Here is a 17437-nt window from a genome sequence, read left to right as displayed (position 1 = left end):
TAAATTTGTAGATATAATGAACAACAAAATGACATATTGTGAATTGTCGATATGAAAAGTTAAAGAAAAACTGAATTCTTGGTAAGAACTCAGTTGCAACTTACATATCACTCATCATATAACGAGTAAATTCAGCTATCGCTTCCTCGTCTCTCTGATAATACGTAAATTTGCCTATCCGTTTGGTCGTGATCAGCCCTGCTCGCTGCAATATCGTAAGATACTGGGAGGCGGTCGACTGTGTCATGTTGAGTTTGTCGGTGATTTGACTTACACATACCCCTATTTCGTTCATATCCACTCCTTCATGGGGTTTGAAATGCTCGTTTGGTTCTTTGAGCCATTGTAAGATCTGAAATCTGGATTCATTCGAGACAGCTTTCAAAATTTCAATTGGATTCATAATCATCATTATATCGATCTTTTGCGATATGTCAATTTAAAATGATTAATGATCTTTTGTGTTAGGCTTCAGGGGCGTGAAATGAAATATAAGAAGATTGCCTGATGAGGCAACCTTCTTATATATGTGAAAAAATTAGAGATAAGAATGACGAGTCCTAATTACATTTTATTAAAGAATCTCTCCATTGGACTCAATCACTTGTTTGTACCAATAGAATGAGTCTTTGCGTGTTCTATCCAGCGAACCATTACCCGCGTTGTCTTGATCAACATAGATAAAGCCATAACGTTTACCCATCTCGGATGTGGAGCAGCTGATAATATCAATCGGTCCCCAGCTGGTGAATCCCATCAGTTCCACACCGTCAGCTACCGCTTCTTTCATCTGCTCGATGTGGCTACGCAGGTAATCAATACGATAAGGATCATGTACAGATCCATCCTCTTCGAGCGTGTCCGTAGCGCCGAGCCCGTTCTCTACGATAAAGAGCGGCATCCGGTAGCGGTCATACAACCGGTTCAGTGCGATGCGAAGACCGATTGGATCGATTGGCCATCCCCATTCGGTGGCTTTCAGATGCGGGTTTTTGATCTGACTTACCAGCATACCGGAGTTGCTGTTGTCATTCGGGTCGTATTTTCCGATATACGTCATGTAATAACTGAATGCAATGAAGTCCACTGTATTGTCGCGAATAATCGCATCATCTTCAGGCTCTTTCACCAGTTCAATGCCTTGCTCTTTAAAATATCTTTGCATATAGGACGGGTACTCTCCACGCGCCTGTACTTCCGGATAGAACAGGTTCATCTGATCTTCCTTCATGGTTTGCAGCGCATCTTCCGGTTTGCTGGATGCAGCGTATGTCTCCAGACGGCAGATCATACAGCCGATTTGGGCATTAGGCATTTTCTCTTTGCCGCTTTTTACAGCCAGCGCACTTGCCACAAACTGATGATGTGTTGCTTGATAGGCTACCTGTTCCGGTGTGCCCTTGATTTTATCTTCCAAAATGCCGCCACCTGTATACAGACTGGTTAGCATCATATTCATCTCATTGAAGGTAATCCAGTATTTCACTTTATCTTTGTAACGGTCAAACAGTGTGTTCGCAAATTTTAAATACAAATCAATCATCTCGCGGCTTTCCCAGCCATTATATTTGCGGGTTAACTCAATCGGCATCTCATAGTGAGAGATCGTAACCAACGGCTCAATGCCGTATTTCAACAGTTCGTCGAACACTTTATCATAGAAAGCAAGCCCTGCTTCGTTCGGAACGGCTTCTTCTCCTGTCGGAAAAATTCGCGGCCAAGCAATGGAAAGGCGGAATACTTTGAAGCCCATCTCCGCAAACAAAGCGATATCTTCTTTGTAGCGGTGGTAGAAATCTACTCCATTCCGTTTCGGGAAATACACGTCACTGTTGCCGCTCAAATATTGCTCCAATTCCACGGAATTGACGTCGAACGTAAAATCTTTGCCATTTCGCTCCTCATGGGGAACATAAGGTGCCATGTCAGAGGTAGAAAGTCCTTTGCCGTCAGCATCAAATGCGCCTTCCAGCTGATTGGCAGCGGTAGCACCGCCCCATAGGAAGCCTTTAGGAAAAGTGTGTTTTGTCGTTTGTGTCATGATGGTTTCTCTCCTATTTTTTATTTACACGTGCCACTTCAATGACAGATTAACCTTCCCATCGCTGTTATCCCCAGATTTTTTTGAATTATTTTTTAGTTGAGAAATATGGTGATAAGCATATGCTTCCGAAGCAGCTTTCTTACAGAAAGCTTTTAGGCGATCGCGTTGCTTTTTCTGGTTATTTCTGTCCTCTCCGTTTTTGTGTAAATATATCGTTAAATTCTATAACTCGGTAAAATAGAAATCCTTCATTCGTTTAGTAATAAGCTTAACGAACGGTGAGTAGCAGTAATTCATTCATTGGAACCACCCCCTTCACCTGAACGGGTACTACGTCAAGATAATCTGGCGTGTTGGCTACAATGACCGGGGTGGTCAGATCAATACCAGCGGCTTGAATGCTCTTGATATCAAATTCCAGCAATAAATCACCCTTGTTCACTCGTTGTCCGATAACAACCTTCTCTTCAAAAAACTTGCCTTTCAGGGACACCGTGTTAAGTCCAACATGAATGAGAATGTCGATTCCGCTGGAGGAAGTCAGCATGATGGCATGTTTGCTTTTCGCGATCATTGTGACCGTTCCGTCAAATGGTGCGGTTACACGGCCTTCTTTTGGAAAGATAGCAATTCCTTTTCCCGTCATTTCCTCTGCAAACGTAGGATCAGGCAGTTCTTTGAGTGAGACCAGTTCACCGGTAAGCGGGCTGAATATTTCACCTTTCTTTTCCTCGATCGAATGAACGGTCACAGGCGGTGTTGCAGGTATTTGATTAGACTGATTTGTTGTTCCTGATCGTTTTGCTGATTCCGATGCTGTTGTTGGAGCTATTGCTGACGAACTTGCCCCAGCAGGTTGCTGCGTAATCGGTTCATCCCACTTAAGCAATAAGGTCACTGTAAACGAAACTACGAAGCTGATACCTACACCGATGAGCGCGTACCAGAAATTCGCCATCCCCCCATTTGGACCAATGTATAAAGGCAACGACAGCAGACCCGGAACGGCAAAACCGAAACATTTTAACCCTACCGCTGTAATAAATCCACCGCCGGCTGCTCCACCGATGATCGAAGCATAGAACGGTTTTTTCAACTTCAACGTTACTCCATAGATTGCAGGCTCTGTGATGCCCAGAAAAGCAGATATACCGCTGGATAAAGCAATCGATTTCATCGATTTGTTTTTAGTTTTGAGGAATACCGCCATTACGGCACCAGCTTGACTCATATTGGCTACAAGGTTAAGCGGCAGTAACAGCACGTCGTAACCGAGTTTGCTCAAATTCTGTAATGTTCCCGGGAAAAATGCATAATGCATACCCGTCATAACGATCACTGGCATAAGTCCGCCCAGCACGATTCCTGTTAATGGGCCCGAGTGAGCAAAGAGCCAGGATGTACCGATCTCCAGATAGATGCCGATGAAATTACCAAGCGGCCCGATGGCTATTAACAGAATCGGGACGGTAATCACCAGCACGATCATTGAGGTGAAAATGACTTTAACCGGACCAGGAATGAAACGATCTACCCAGCGATGTACATAACTGAGAAGCCACACTCCGAGAATAATCGGAATGACAGACTGGGTGTAATTCACGATCGATACCGGCAGAGATAGAAAACGAATCGGCTCCAGATGATTTTCAAGATAAGCATTCAAAATGGTTGGATATAATAGTGTACCTGCAAGGGTCAAGGCGATATATTCATTCACTTTAAACTTCCGCGCAGACGATACAGCGAGTAGTAATGGCAAGAAATAAAAGGCCGCATTGGCTATGGACGCCAAAATCTGATACTCACCGCTAGTCTCTTGAATGGCCCCAAGTGTAACAAATAATGCGAGAATGCCCTTCAGCATCCCGGTACCTACTATGGCTGGAAGAATGGGGGTGAAAATACCCGAGATCGTGTCCAGTACGGCATTAAGACCTCTTGAACGCGGCGGTTCTGCTTCTCTCTCCGTTGCACCAGCTTGTTTCAACTGATCCTCCAGCTCTTCATAGACGGCTGCAACTTTGTTGCCAATTACAACCTGGAACTGATCGTTTTGGAACTGTGCCCCAAGAACACCATCCAGTGCGCGAATCTGTTCAAGCTGCACTTTCTTTTCATCACGTACATTAAAGCGCAATCGAGTGATACAATGCCAGGCTTGCGTAATATTTTCCTGCCCTCCTGTTAATCGGATGATCTCTTTGGACAACTCCCGGTGATTCATGCTGCTTCCTCCTTTTTTGGCGAAAAAAAAACCAAATGTAAACCCGCCCCGCTACTGAAGCGGAATCGGAAACATTTGGTGGTGCCTGATCGAATCAGTAACACTCCATATTCAATTAACATGGTAATGGAATATCTTCTAAGAGCTGTTTTGAGGTCAACCCGTGTCGGTACGGGATGTTACTCTTTCGATGTGGATCATAAGGTATACCATCTCATCGGGAGTAATTACAAATCCGCGTTGCTCTTCCATCGTCTCCTTGATCTTGAGTGCGCATTGGAAGCTGTCTGGATAACGTTCCGACAATACGTCATATAAAAACTGCTGATCCTTGAATGAGAGCACTTCCCGGTTCATTTGCCGAACGATGAAGTATCTCAGATGGGTAATAAACCTGGAAAAGTCAGCAGACTCCTGATTCAGTGCCCTTCCAAAATGATCGGTCATGATCCCAAGAATGTCATTGATCATCTGTGTAATCTTGATCGTCTGATTCATGCTACCCGAATCAAATTGTGAATTCACAAAATGAAGAGCAATGGAGCCGGCCTCACCCACAGGCAATGCGACCAGAAAAGCTTCATTGATCTTGCGTACCGCCAACTCACCAGCGCGGTATTCTGCAGGATACAGATGGCGAATATCCCAGTGTAGCGGATTTTGCATGTCCACCCCTTTCCTGAAACGATCCAGAGCAAAATGAATATGATCCGCAAGCGTTAATAGGATAGAATCATTCAGCTTTTTCCCGATGATCTCCCTGCCTTCTTCTATAATCTGATCCGTGATATCGATAACTTGCAGAGGGATATCGCTAAGAAATTGCTCGACTCGCTGATATTTATCATTCGAGCCGATCCGGAACGTTTTCTGAATCTGGCTGTGCTCGATCGGCTGTCCCTTTACTTTTTTGAAGCCTACACCTGTTCCAATGACAATGACTTCACAGCCTTCGGCGTCCTCCGCCAGGGCGATATTGTTGTTTAACGATTTCTTGAACCTCATGATGTTTTCACCCCCATATATGCAAAAAGCACCACCATGGCCAGGTACACAAGAAAATAAACTTGTGAGATCCAGACTGTGGTGGTGCCTGATCGAATCAGTGACACTCCTTATTTAGCTGTATTCTATACCAGCCATGTAATCGTTGTCAATACCATAACGCTGGAATGGGTATATGCTTCGTTTAAGTCGGATTATGCGCTGCTCTTATATAGGTTGATACCAAATTGCACATTTTATTCTTCTGAAGTGTTGTTTTCTAGAGCATTTTCATAATAATACCGAATCAGAATGTCCTGATCATAGTTGCCAAACCCTTTCCCAAATAGGGTCAGCCCACCTCGACCTGCTGCGCTCTCTTCGGGTTTTAACCCAAATGTCCAATAGGTAGCTGCTCGTAGATCCAGATCCGAGATCGTGACATCCGAAATTTGTTGACCATCCATAAACGTGCCTTCCTCGTTAATGCGCAGTACTTTTAACACACCATACTGGTTTACATCCAGTTTCCACCATAGTGGGGTATGCTTGCCCTTCCGATCTCCGAAGTCTCCAGGGCTTGTCCATGTACCGAGATCATTGCCGTTAAGCGTAAAACGGATATCGGATGGCCAGTTTTCATTGACTTTGGGTGCTTCCGAACTGAGTTCAAGTGAAATCTCTATCTCCCGAAGATGCTGATCATTATTCAGATAATTGGGAATCTTATATTCCAGAAAACCTCGTGCCATCCAAAGAATTGCCGCGTTAACCCGATCGGGGTCCATGAAACAGGCGGGTGTATCGTATTGTCCGATCATCTGAGTGGTCGTTGCGAGCCCGCAGGTCGGCCATGCTTCATAATCTGTATAATGTCCAACGGGGATGGATACTTCATGATAAGAAGCCTCAGCGGGTTCGGGGGGCGACAGTTGAATGGTCATGAACTCCTGCACGATAAAACAATATTTATAGGTTCCGCCATTTTCACGTTTCATTCGGCTGCCTACGATGCCTGCTTTCTGCAGTTTGCTAACATGTGTACTGACGATGGCTTTGCTCAGATATAGTTCTTGGGCGAGCGCATTGATATGCATCTCCCTATTTTGCAGCAACAGCCTCACAATATTTAAACGGGCTTCACTTGCCAGCGCCTCGTAGACAAGCAATGAGGATGCATCTGTTCCAAGCATCATAGAATACACTTCCTTTTGTATTTTTTGCTTATATATTTGGTATCCCATTTGTGTTCAAGCTTCTGTTCTATGGGTTAATTTGATCTTGTATTGAAATTATAGAATTCGCTATTTAGCGAACTGTGTAAAATGAACTTGCTCTGTATATCCGCATTATGATACATATTAGATAACAAATCAATGTATTGATTTTGCTTTCAGGCGAATTCAATATAGATTAGCGACATCATATGACATTACAAACGATGATATGTATTACACAATCATTCACATGCACTATAAAATTCAATCTTATGGAGGTTTTCACTATGCTTAAATCCAAAATGCTGATCGATAAAGATTTTCAAATTGCTGAAGTAGACCCGCGTGTCTACGGTTCATTTATAGAACATTTGGGACGTGCCGTGTATGGCGGCATATATGATCCAGGTCATCCAACCGCAGATGCACAAGGCTTCCGTCAGGATGCTATTGAAGCGATTAAAGCGCTTAACGTACCCATCGTTCGTTATCCTGGCGGCAACTTCGTATCCGGTTACAACTGGGAAGATGGCGTGGGTCCAGTAGCTGAACGTAAACGTAGACTAGAGCTGGCTTGGTGGACGATTGAAACGAATGCGGTAGGTACGAACGAATTTGCAGATTGGGCTAAGCTGGCAGGTACGGAAGTGATGATGGCTGTTAACTTGGGAACTCGCGGTATCGATGCAGCCAGAAATCTGGTTGAATATTGCAACCACCCTTCGGGCACATACTGGAGTGATCTGCGTATCTCTCACGGATATAAAGATCCACATAAATTCAAAACATGGTGCCTCGGCAATGAAATGGACGGTCCTTGGCAGATTGGTGCGATGACCGCATATGAATATGGCCGTATTGCCAATGAAACAGCCAAAGCGATGAAATGGGTTGATCCGGAGATCGAGCTCGTTGCATGTGGTAGCTCCAGCCGTGACATGAAGACATTTGCAGATTGGGAAGCAACTGTGCTTGATCTTACCTATGAAAATGTAGACTACTTGTCTCTGCATCAGTATTACAATAACAACAAAGACAACACGTATGATTTCCTAGCAACCTCACTGGATCTGGATCAATTTATTGATAGTGTGGCTTCGATCTGTGATTTTGTACAAGCGAAAAAACGTAGCAAAAAGAAATTGATGCTCTCTCTGGATGAATGGAATGTGTGGAAATCCATTGGTACAAGCCGTATGGAAGAACGTTGGCAGATTGCACCTCCTGAGTTCGAAGATGTGTACACGCATGAAGATGCACTGGCAGTAGGCTGTTACCTGATCACCATTCTTAAACATGCTGACCGTGTAAAAATGGCTTGCCTTGCGCAGTTGATTAACACGATCGCACCAATCATGACTGAAAATAACGGAGCAATCTGGTTACAAACGACGTACTTCCCGTTCCTGCACGCTTCCAACTTCGGACGTGGTACGGTGCTGCGGTCCATCACATCTTCACCTAAATATGATTCAAAAGACTTCACGGATGTACCTTATCTCGAATCCATCAGTGTACATGATGAAGAAAATGGCACCATCACCATCTTTGCGGTGAACAGACATCTCGATGAGGCCATGGAACTGAATGTTGATCTTCGTTCGTTCGGGGAAACAACATTTGTAGAACACATTGTCCTGGAAAACAATGACCTGAAAGCAAGCAATACCAAAGAAAATCCACGTAACGTGTTGCCTCACAACGGCGGACATACAACCGTGGATCAAGGTAAAGTACAAGCTGTGCTGAACAAAGCGTCCTGGAACGTAATCCGTTTGAAAACAAAACAAGCGTAATCGACAAATCGCATAAGATCAAAAAGCCCAGAGCATACCCGCTCTGGGCTTTAGCATTAGTATTAGCTTTTGCCTTTGCTGACGGACGTGTGGTAATGGGATATTGAGGTGCTTAAATGGCCCCAGTATGTAGCTTAAATTCTAACGATCACAGGAGACGCTATTTTGGACAATTCGGCTGTTTTCAATGTACAATCTCGTGTTTCAACAAAATAAGGTCTCTCATGATCGTTAGAATTTGGAACGCTCGATATTCGGCCCAATAAGGTTCCTGGTGATCGTTAGCGCTTTGCTCGATAAGATCTCTAATGCTCTGTTGTTTCCGCCTCTTAATTATAGAAATTGAGTAAGTATTGGAGCTCGCATTGAATCTTTATCCTATTCCGAAACAACTTAAATGATAAAAAAAAGCCGCTATAATAGCGACTTAGGAGTGTTTACTAATCTTTTCTCCACTATTTCTTAGCACATCAACATGTTCTCGACACTACACTTGTGTACTCAAGTTACCCCCGTTGGGTTTCCGCTTCGGCTTCAGCTTCATCCTCGGTCTGCGATGCCTGACTTGCTGGTGACATCAACCCTTGCACAGCTCCCATAAACGGCTGGATTTGTTTAATCATGCCGTAGCCCATTTTCACAACAGGCACAAAACGCTGAATCATGCCGAACAAACGCATGCCGCCTCCGAGCATGCCTCCAAATGATCCTGCCCCGCCCAGTCCACCTAATAAAGATCCCATCATCGGCATAAAGGATGATACCTGTGCCTGACGTTGACGAGAGGATCTATGTGAAGTTACCCGGGGTTGCACGGAGGATTTGCGGGAACGATTAACCTTTTTCCGGCTTGAAGAAGATACGGACTTGTTTGACTTGATTGGTTTGTTTTTCATTTGACGATCACGACTCCGTACTGCCCGCGCTTTTTTTGCCGTGGTTGTTGAAGTTTGTGTAAATTTCCCGCCCCCGGTAAGCTCTACACCCTCGTTGCTCACGCCAGAGATGTACCCGATGTACGTCTCACCATTATGAAGAGTCACGCAGACCGGACGATCCTTGAATCGTTTTGCCTTCACGTGTATTTCATTGGTCTTAGCCATGGAATTCACCTCACTCGACTTGATCTACTCTAGTCTACGCGATGGGTGGACGACTTGCCTGTGCGAATAACACATGCTTGTGCCGAAAAGAGAAAAGATACGGGTTCTGTCAACACGGCTTATACCACATCGTCTCACTGAAACCAGCCTAAATCATAAACTGCATTAACCGTCAGCAAAAAACCAACGATACCTACAATCCAGGCAGTAGCATTCTGTGCATTGTTCACCAGCCACCTATCCATTTTAGCTAGAGGTTGTTTCAAAACAGGGTAGGCGAGCAATCTCCCTGCCAGCAAAATGAGCGAAGGTAATATCATAACGAAGCAATATCCCAGTAACAGAATTCCCGACATAGGCCAGGCAGGTCCTTCACTAACTAATACGCCTATGGCTGCTAGATAGGGCAACATCGTTCCAAGTTCCAGTACGACCGCGGTCAGGGCAAGCCCAATAAGTATACTAATAGAACTTCTGCTGGAAACGGTCTCTCCCGTAACACGAGCCCTCCATTTTAAAATAGTACCTTCCCCACTTCCTGCACGTTCCGCAGCACGAGCCCGAGATTTTTTGGTATCCATGAGTTGGCTTACAATCATTAACAATATACCTATCACCAGTTGTCCTAAAAGGAAGGGCTGAGATTCCATTAGGGGTGCATATTGTTTCAGAAATGAATCTGTTCCAAACATGATGATGAGGCCAATTGCAAAGTAACAACCGGACACTGTGAATATATAGATCAAAAACCGATCTACTCGAACACGCCCAGGTGTCATCAGTAACCAGACAGGAATTAAGAGAGTGCCCAAACTCGTTGAATCTATTAGTGCTAGCAGTACAAGGGTAAATAACATTGCTGTTAACGTCATGATGTTCCTCACTCTCTGTTATAATTTTAACCACTTGCTGGAACAAAATGTAGAACATAGAACAGGACCTCCATCTACGAACGAAGTTATCCTGGCCCCAGCTGGAACTTCTTCTCACAGACAGCCTTCGCATCGCTCCCTCGCGACTTATGAGATGCAACTAACTCCCCGTCATACCAAATGGAACAGCTTATCCAGCTTGCACTGTCATCTGCTTTTGCCCTAACGTGAGTTGAAAGCAGCGGAATAAACGTATCTTTTGGAATAACAAATCTATCTTTGTACGGAACTTCAATCGTATCCCAATATACACTCTCCGGATTTTTTCGAGCATTGATCTCTACTTCCAGATCAGATGCCGAATTAACATCACTTTCAACAAGCACCTCAACGACGATGCCATCCGACTCATGTGCTGTATTTTGTTTTGACTTTTCACGATCCAGTTCATCATTCACTACATCTTCTGTCATTCCACAAGCTGAGAATATTATAAGCAGACCGGAGAGCAATAACAGAATCCAGATGTTTTTAATTTTTGTCTTGTTTTGTTTAATCTCCTTCATTAGCAATGTCCTCTCTTTGTTTTAGAAAAAAGCGGATCATCTCATCAACATAGGACATGAATTCATGATCCATGCCCATGACTACAGGCTCAGACGCATCTCTTGGATTGATAAGTTCCCAATACTTGTCGAGTAGTTTTTCATCATGATCAAACAGCTCTAATGCTGTTTCATACAATTGCCTCGCAACGACTTGGACCTTTTCAGAATGGGGAGATGAGGGCATCAAGGATCGTACACGTTGGAAAATAGTTAAAAGTCCCTCCATTCGCGGATCGTTACTCCCGAGTATAGGCAGATGATTCAGTATATCCGTTTCTCTTGATGTTAACTGTAAATCATCGCTGTATTCGGGACGAATTATCCCTTCAGAGAGCGGCCGATCTTCCATTTGGGAAATAATTTGCAATAAACTTTCGAGATTGCTCATTCCTCCAAATTTTAACGTATGAAGGGTTGATCTGAGATAATATTGCTTTCGGCTTAATTCTTCTTTTTTCTGTTCAATTAGCTCTATTTGTTCGTTTAAAGAGGCCACCCAATTTTCATGGTCTCCCTTATTTTCTTGGTTCTGAAACAATTCTTTAATCTGTTCTAATGTATAGCCGATGGACTTCAACAGAAGAATTTTTTGCAGGCGAAGAATAGCACTCTCATCATAGTATCGATACCCGTTTTCCGTAATAAGTGTCGGTTGTAACAATTCGATCTGTTCATAATAATGAAGTGTTCTTTTGCTGATATTTGTTTTTTTCGCTAATTCTCCAATCAGGATCATGCGTACCTCCCCTTCCTGAGAACATTATAAACCATAACGCATGCGTTAGGGTAAAGCCCCATAATTTCGATAGAAGACTATTGCTCAATAAAACGAAAAAAAGACGATGCTTACATCGTCCTCGCTGTGATATGAACTTCCTCTCTCCTTGAAAACAATTTCTATTATTGTACATGCTGTTCTTTGGTGTAATATCTTTCGTATTCTTTCGTCATCGCGTATCGATGAACTCCTTTACTAGCTTGTACGGCTTGCGCAGCCAACTCTTCTGCTTCCTTGTAATGATCCAGCTTACGCTCAATTTCGGCTAGAAGGGCAAATCGCATCCACTCTCTTTTAATGGAACCTAAATGCTCTCTGGCTCGTTCAGTCTCTCCTTCTTCGATCAGGACAAACGTTTCATAGTATGTACGATAAACCGATTTACGCATCTCGCGTACCGCTTTTCTCACGGTAAACAGATCCTTCCGGTAAGCACCGTATGCTGCCTGATAGTTGGCCTTCGTCGACTTGCTGGCTGATGTATTGCTCATCAGCTTTTCCATCGTGAGCTCAACTTCTTCATCCAACCTGTTGGCTGTCGCATAAATAATATAAATATAGGGCGCATTTTGTTTTCTTCTTAAAAAAGCCTCTAACCGATCCATACGTGTTTCCCAGACCATAGGATATAAAACAAAAATGCTAAACATAATGAGTCCAGCAACCAGCACTGTACCTAACACTAGTAAAATCGATTGGTCATTCAACAACATCACAAGCGTGTAAACAAATATAGCAACATAAGAAACAATTTCCCACTTACTCACTCCCAGCCTTCATTCCTTTCATGATGGATTACTTGTAGAACGGATAATAGAAATTACTATTATACCAGAAGTACCAGATCTTTTTGTATAATTTTAGGTAATTGAACGAAAGCCCATCTTACGCAGCAATAAAATATGAGCTAAACGGTACACCTCATCCATTCCATACATTCGGTATTGATTTTCACCGGTATATGCCGGGGTTAGCACTCCTTTTTTTCAAAATAACGAATCTGGTGCACGGATACTTGCAAGAGCTTAGCCAGCTCGCTAATCGTAATTCCATCTTTTATTTCATTCATGTAAACTCCACCTTTGTTCTCTTATCTATAGTTAGCATAAACCTTAGGTCTGACCTAAGGTCAAGATTAATTTTCAATTTCTTATAATCCTTTATGTATGTCTGAAATTATGAATGTACGGAAACATCACAAAGAAGGGAAAACCATATAGCGGTTCACCCTTCGCGTACGTATTTTGCAAAAATCCCGAAAAAAAGTACGGTGTGCTTGCCTATTTTTTGAATCTCATATTTCCTTTGTGATACGCGCTAATCAGCATGGGGATGGCGATCAGCAAACTGACGATGATCGGTACAATGGATGCCTCCAGTCCAAAGCTTCCACCTGTCAACCAAGGCGACCCGGATAGCTGTACATCAAAAAAACCTTGTGTCGCTATGCCCGACACCGGTATTCCCAGCATTCCCTCCAGTGCATTCCATGCAAAATGAAGTCCCATGACAAACCACAGATTACGTCGCCACAGAAACCCGGCTCCGAGCAAAATACCTGCTTCGATGACAATGGCAACTGAACTCCAAAGTGTTGCTCCGGGATTTGGCAGATGAGCCAAACCGAAAAATAGTGAAGTTATTGCCAAAGCAAACCAGCTTCCAAGTCGTTTTTCAATTGCTTGCAGGAATAGGCCGCGAAAGATCAATTCCTCCACAATGGCCGCACCAATCGCCAAAGCCAAAATAGAACCAATCGCGTTCGTCGCTGACCATGTAAAGCTGTATCCACCAAGCAACGTGATGATCCCGACAGAAACCCCAATCAAGATAAGACCAACTCCCGAGCCTAATACCAACTCAGTTCCTGCCCTACGAAGTTGTAATTCCTGTACGTTGCGCCCTGCCATGAATTTCATAACAAACCAGTAGACCGCAATGGAGACGATCCCCCCTGCAAGTGCCAGCATAATCGACAGTATGCCTTGCGAATCAACGAACAACTTTTGGGTCATGAAGCCGGACAGGCCCAGGAGAATAACACCTGTAAACATCCATACGAGCGGGAACTGCATTATTTTCCTCACTTCAACCGAACCTCCTCACATGATTGGACTAGTTACCTTTAGTATATATGTATGACGTGAATATTGCTTTCAAGCAATCCTTCGTAATGGATCGTTGTATTTACAATAGTTTGGAGCAAAGTAACCATTTAGCCGTTTGGTAGTTTCGAATCTAACGCAAAAAAGCCGCTTAAGTGCGGCTTTTCTTTATAGACTTAAGTTCCTTGCTCTCCAATCATCTGCAGTTCAATCTTCTTCATTTCGTAAAAATAACCCTTACGCTCCATCAACTCCTCGAAGGAACCTGTTTCGACAATCTGGCCTTGATCCATGACCACAATCTGATCCATCCGTTCAAGCCCTGTCAGACGGTGACAGATTAGTAGCAACGTGTCTTCAGCCGCCTGTGTCAACAAGTTCTGTAACACACGTGCTTCCGTAACATAGTCCAGCGAAGAGGTTGGTTCGTCCAGCAACCATAACCTGCCCTTGCGCAACATGGCACGGGCCAGAGCCAGCCGCTGTTTCTCACCATCGGACAGGTTTTCTCCTTTTTCGTATACGTTGTCGTCCAAGGATGTATTAGAAAGTTGAACTTGATGGAGTATATCTTCCACATATTCATCCGAGTAAGACTCGCCACTGAGTAGTAAATTATCCCGAATCGTTCCCCGGAAAAAGTGGCTCTGTTGCAACACAACATGGGTATTTTGCCATATGCATTTTTCATTCAACTCATTCACCGAGATGTCATTGAATTTTATTTTGCCAGCACCAGGTGTCCGTAGCTTGAGAAGTAAATCCAAAATCGTAGATTTTCCAGAGCCGCTTGGCCCGACAATCGCCGTTTTGGATCCAGGTGCAAGGTAGAGCGATACGTCATCTAGCGCAGATCTCCATTCCCCTTCATATTGAAAAGAAACATGAGACAGTTCGATGGTTGCCGCTTCCGCTTCTGAATAGACTTCCAGAGATAAATGGGTTTTAGACAAATGAGCCTGATTAACATGGCCATTGGTCTGCGGTTCAGGCACAGTCTCAGCCAAACGTTTCGCAGCATGCTCACTGTCCAACTTATACGCTGGTAACACGGCCATTGCTGCGGATTCTTCAAACATCGTTTGGGTTGCCAGAATCAACATCGCAAGATACACACCGGCAAAGACTCCGTCTGCAATGAGAAAAGCACTGATTACTAGCACACCCCATGTGACCAGATAAGTGACAAAAATATGCATGGATTGTCCCAGCACCAATTGTGTAGCGGCTCTTTGTTGCTGCGTTGCAAGTTCGGCCGAAGCCTGCTGAAGCTGCCGCTCACGCTCTGCCAATTGCCCATATACTTTCAAATCACGAAAACCATACAATACTTCGGTGACCTCCGTAGATAGCGTTGCCCGGTGCTCGCGCACACGTTTGTTGATTTTACGCTGACCGATCAGCACGAGGTTTGGAACAACAAAAGCTGTAATCAACATGCCAATGATGAGTAAACACGCAATCCAGAATGAAAAAACGCTTGTAAACAGGACCGTGCTCAAGAATACCATCACCACCATAATAGGCGGATAAGCCACACGCAGAAAATAATGTTGTAAACTCTCTACATCACCTACGATTCGTGCCAGCAGATCCCCGCTTCGGTTTTTGTTCATAATTCCAGGCGTAACCGGAATAAGCTTGGCAAAAAATGAGGTTCGTAAACGGCTGAGGATAGAAAAGGTTGCCCGGTGAGAAGCAAGTCTCTCCCCATAACGGCTAGCCGCTCGCACGAATCCAAGCAGCTTGACCATCGACGTTAGAACAATCAAGGTGTACAGTGGCGGTGCAAATACCGTTTGCGAGATGAGGTACCCACTTGCGGAGAAAAGGGCTACACCTGCTGTGCCTGCAATGAATCCGCATAAGATAGAAAGCAAAATGTCTTTACGTTCCTGCAGCATCGCCTTGGACAGAACAGCTAATTCTTTCATGCGATCCCTCCTGTTCTCTGAATTTGCACCATTTCGGCATATCCAGGTACTCGTTCTAGTAGCTCCTGATGTGTTCCCGAATCTGCAAGTTCACCATCCGACATGAACCAAATCTGGTCCGCTTGCTGAATCGTATACAATCGGTGTGCAACCGTAATGATGGTGGCCTGTTGTGACAATGCTGCGATAGAACGTTGCAGAATCTGTTCGGTACGCAGGTCGAGTCCAACTGTTGGTTCATCAAACAGTATGAGGGCAGGCTTTTTCAGAAAAGCGCGAGCGAGAGCTAATCTTTGTTTTTCTCCCCCAGAAAGTCCACGTCCTCCTTCCCCAACAGGGGTATCCAATCCTTTATCCAGTTGAGCAATTAGTGAAATGAGTCCAGCTTGTTCAGCCGCTTTTTCTATCTCCGCACGGGGTTCAGCGCTTCCTGAACCTATAGCTATATTTTCAGCTAATGTGCCTGCAAAAATATAGGGATGCTGTGTAATATAACTGATCTGTTCAAACCAGTCGGCCTCGTTTATTTGTACAAGCGGTTTTCCGTTAATACAAACTTCTCCCGAGGTTGGATGTAACAAACCGGAGATCAGGCTTAATAAGGTTGTTTTACCTGAGCCGCTTGGACCAACAATGGCGAGCTTTTCTCCTGGTTTTATCGATACATATCCCGTTTCAAGTGCAAACGAACCTGGGACATAGTGAAACCGGACATTTTTTAATTCAATGAATGAAGGCATATCTGACTTCGCTGACGACGGCCTTTGCTGATGTGACGACTTTTTCTCATCTTCCTTAGGCTGTGAAGTCTCATTTCGTTGTTCGCTTTCCGCAATTAGTTGCTCCACCTTACGAATAGCGCCCATGCTTGTTCGACCACTGTGAAAGGCGGTACCTGTATTTTTTAACAAACTGTAGAACTCCGGAACGAGCAACAACAACAGAAAAGCGGTATGAAAGGTCATCGATTTATACACAAGTAGCTGAATGGCAAGCTCTAACGCAACGATACCGATACTTAACATGACAATCGCTTCAAGCATAAACGTATTCGTAAAAGCAATCTTCAAAATGCTCATCGTGCTATCCCGATAACCCAGACTGCTGCGTTCGATCTCTTGTTGCTGACGATTCACCCGTCCGAATATTTTCAATGTCACCAGACCTTGAAGCGAATCGAGGAACGTGCCGGAAAACTCCGCCAGCTGTGCATACTTTTCTTCAGATTTATTCTTGGTCTGCAAGCCAACAAGAATCATGAACAATGGAATAAACGGTGCTGTACACAACAGAATCCAGCCTGTGTTGGCATGTAGTGTGAAGGCAACAACCAGAATCACAATCGGAATCATCGAAGCTTCCATCATACGTGGCATGTATTGACTGAAATAGCTGTCCGCCTCATCGACGGCGTCCAGGGCAACGCTGACCTTGCCTCCTGTCTGTCCCTCCAATGCAGAGAACATGGAAGCGTGAGTAAGATTTTGTAACACCTTTGCACGCATATTGGTTTTGGCACGTGCAGCCATATGCAAACCAACTTTCCCGTTGCCGTATGTTAACAGCGTACGTAGAGCCATAACGGTGAGTAATAACCCGAGAAGTGGCATGATCGATGATAAGGACGCCTTTTCTACAAAAATACGCTGTACAGATTCTGCCATGAATACAGCCTGGCTTATGATCGCTGCACCAAGGGCCAGTGAAAAGGCCATAAGGAGAAGTCTGCTTTTTCGAAGTAAAGACATCTGCTGTTGAATCAGAATCGA

14 protein-coding genes and 1 pseudogene are annotated in these 17437 nt (G+C 44.2%); 1 reads left to right on the top strand and 14 read right to left on the bottom strand.

Annotated features, from left to right (window positions below; all coding sequences use genetic code 11):
* Nucleotides 1-100: 100 nt before the first annotated feature.
* The 5 genes from MHI38_RS02085 to MHI38_RS02065 form a co-directional block, all read right to left on the bottom strand.
* Entirely contained in the window at nt 101-403 is a 303-nt protein-coding gene (locus MHI38_RS02085; protein WP_154888983.1) for an ArsR/SmtB family transcription factor, read from the bottom strand.
* A gap of 171 nt (nt 404-574) precedes the next feature.
* The gene (locus MHI38_RS02080; protein WP_154888985.1) at nt 575-2041 is read right to left on the bottom strand and encodes a glycoside hydrolase family 1 protein; all 1467 of its coding nucleotides are present in this window, start codon (nt 2039-2041) and stop codon (nt 575-577) included.
* 271 nt (nt 2042-2312) lie between these two features.
* Nucleotides 2313-4271, bottom strand: a complete 1959-nt coding sequence (locus MHI38_RS02075) for a beta-glucoside-specific PTS transporter subunit IIABC (protein ID WP_154888987.1) — start codon at nt 4269-4271, stop codon at nt 2313-2315.
* Between the two features lie 156 nt (nt 4272-4427).
* The gene (licT, locus tag MHI38_RS02070) at nt 4428-5276 is read right to left on the bottom strand and encodes a BglG family transcription antiterminator LicT (protein WP_154888989.1); all 849 of its coding nucleotides are present in this window, start codon (nt 5274-5276) and stop codon (nt 4428-4430) included.
* Between the two features lie 236 nt (nt 5277-5512).
* On the bottom strand, nt 5513-6451 hold the full coding sequence (locus MHI38_RS02065; RefSeq protein WP_154888991.1) for an ArsR/SmtB family transcription factor: 939 nt from the start codon (nt 6449-6451) through the stop codon (nt 5513-5515).
* Nucleotides 6452-6759: 308 nt separating this feature from the next.
* Between MHI38_RS02065 and arfA the strand changes: the two genes are divergently transcribed.
* Entirely contained in the window at nt 6760-8268 is a 1509-nt protein-coding gene (gene arfA / locus MHI38_RS02060) for an arabinosylfuranosidase ArfA (protein WP_154888994.1), read from the top strand.
* A gap of 506 nt (nt 8269-8774) precedes the next feature.
* Here arfA and MHI38_RS02055 read toward each other — a convergent pair.
* From MHI38_RS02055 to cydD, 9 genes and pseudogenes are all read right to left on the bottom strand, one after another.
* The gene (locus tag MHI38_RS02055; RefSeq protein ID WP_154888996.1) at nt 8775-9371 is read right to left on the bottom strand and encodes a hypothetical protein; all 597 of its coding nucleotides are present in this window, start codon (nt 9369-9371) and stop codon (nt 8775-8777) included.
* A 134-nt stretch (nt 9372-9505) separates the two neighbouring features.
* Nucleotides 9506-10243 (bottom strand): GAP family protein, encoded by a 738-nt coding sequence (locus MHI38_RS02050; protein WP_253494617.1) that lies wholly within the window; start codon nt 10241-10243, stop codon nt 9506-9508.
* An 86-nt stretch (nt 10244-10329) separates the two neighbouring features.
* Entirely contained in the window at nt 10330-10809 is a 480-nt protein-coding gene (locus tag MHI38_RS02045; protein WP_154889000.1) for a hypothetical protein, read from the bottom strand.
* A complete protein-coding gene (locus tag MHI38_RS02040; protein ID WP_154889002.1) occupies nt 10796-11587 on the bottom strand; it encodes a MerR family transcriptional regulator in 792 nt (263 codons plus the stop codon). Before MHI38_RS02040 ends, MHI38_RS02045 begins: the two co-directional genes overlap by 14 nt.
* A gap of 164 nt (nt 11588-11751) precedes the next feature.
* The gene (locus MHI38_RS02035; protein WP_154889004.1) at nt 11752-12396 is read right to left on the bottom strand and encodes a hypothetical protein; all 645 of its coding nucleotides are present in this window, start codon (nt 12394-12396) and stop codon (nt 11752-11754) included.
* A gap of 114 nt (nt 12397-12510) precedes the next feature.
* Nucleotides 12511-12689: pseudogene (locus tag MHI38_RS02030) on the bottom strand (MerR family transcriptional regulator); the annotation flags it as partial.
* A 220-nt stretch (nt 12690-12909) separates the two neighbouring features.
* Nucleotides 12910-13716 carry a CPBP family intramembrane glutamic endopeptidase gene (locus tag MHI38_RS02025; protein ID WP_261769266.1) on the bottom strand — a complete coding sequence of 269 codons (807 nt, stop codon included), beginning with the start codon at nt 13714-13716 and terminating at the stop codon, nt 12910-12912.
* A gap of 194 nt (nt 13717-13910) precedes the next feature.
* A complete protein-coding gene (cydC, locus tag MHI38_RS02020; protein WP_154889006.1) occupies nt 13911-15668 on the bottom strand; it encodes a thiol reductant ABC exporter subunit CydC in 1758 nt (585 codons plus the stop codon).
* Nucleotides 15665-17416: a thiol reductant ABC exporter subunit CydD gene (gene cydD / locus MHI38_RS02015; RefSeq protein WP_341181893.1), complete on the bottom strand. Its 1752-nt coding sequence runs from the start codon at nt 17414-17416 to the stop codon at nt 15665-15667. The genes cydC and cydD overlap by 4 nt, the downstream gene beginning before the upstream one ends.
* Between the last annotated feature and the right edge of the window lie 21 nt (nt 17417-17437).

Origin of the sequence: Paenibacillus sp. FSL K6-1558, from assembly GCF_038002565.1 — a bacterium.
GTDB classification, from domain to species: domain Bacteria; phylum Bacillota; class Bacilli; order Paenibacillales; family Paenibacillaceae; genus Paenibacillus; species Paenibacillus polysaccharolyticus.
This window is presented reverse-complemented; position numbering and strand designations above follow the sequence as displayed.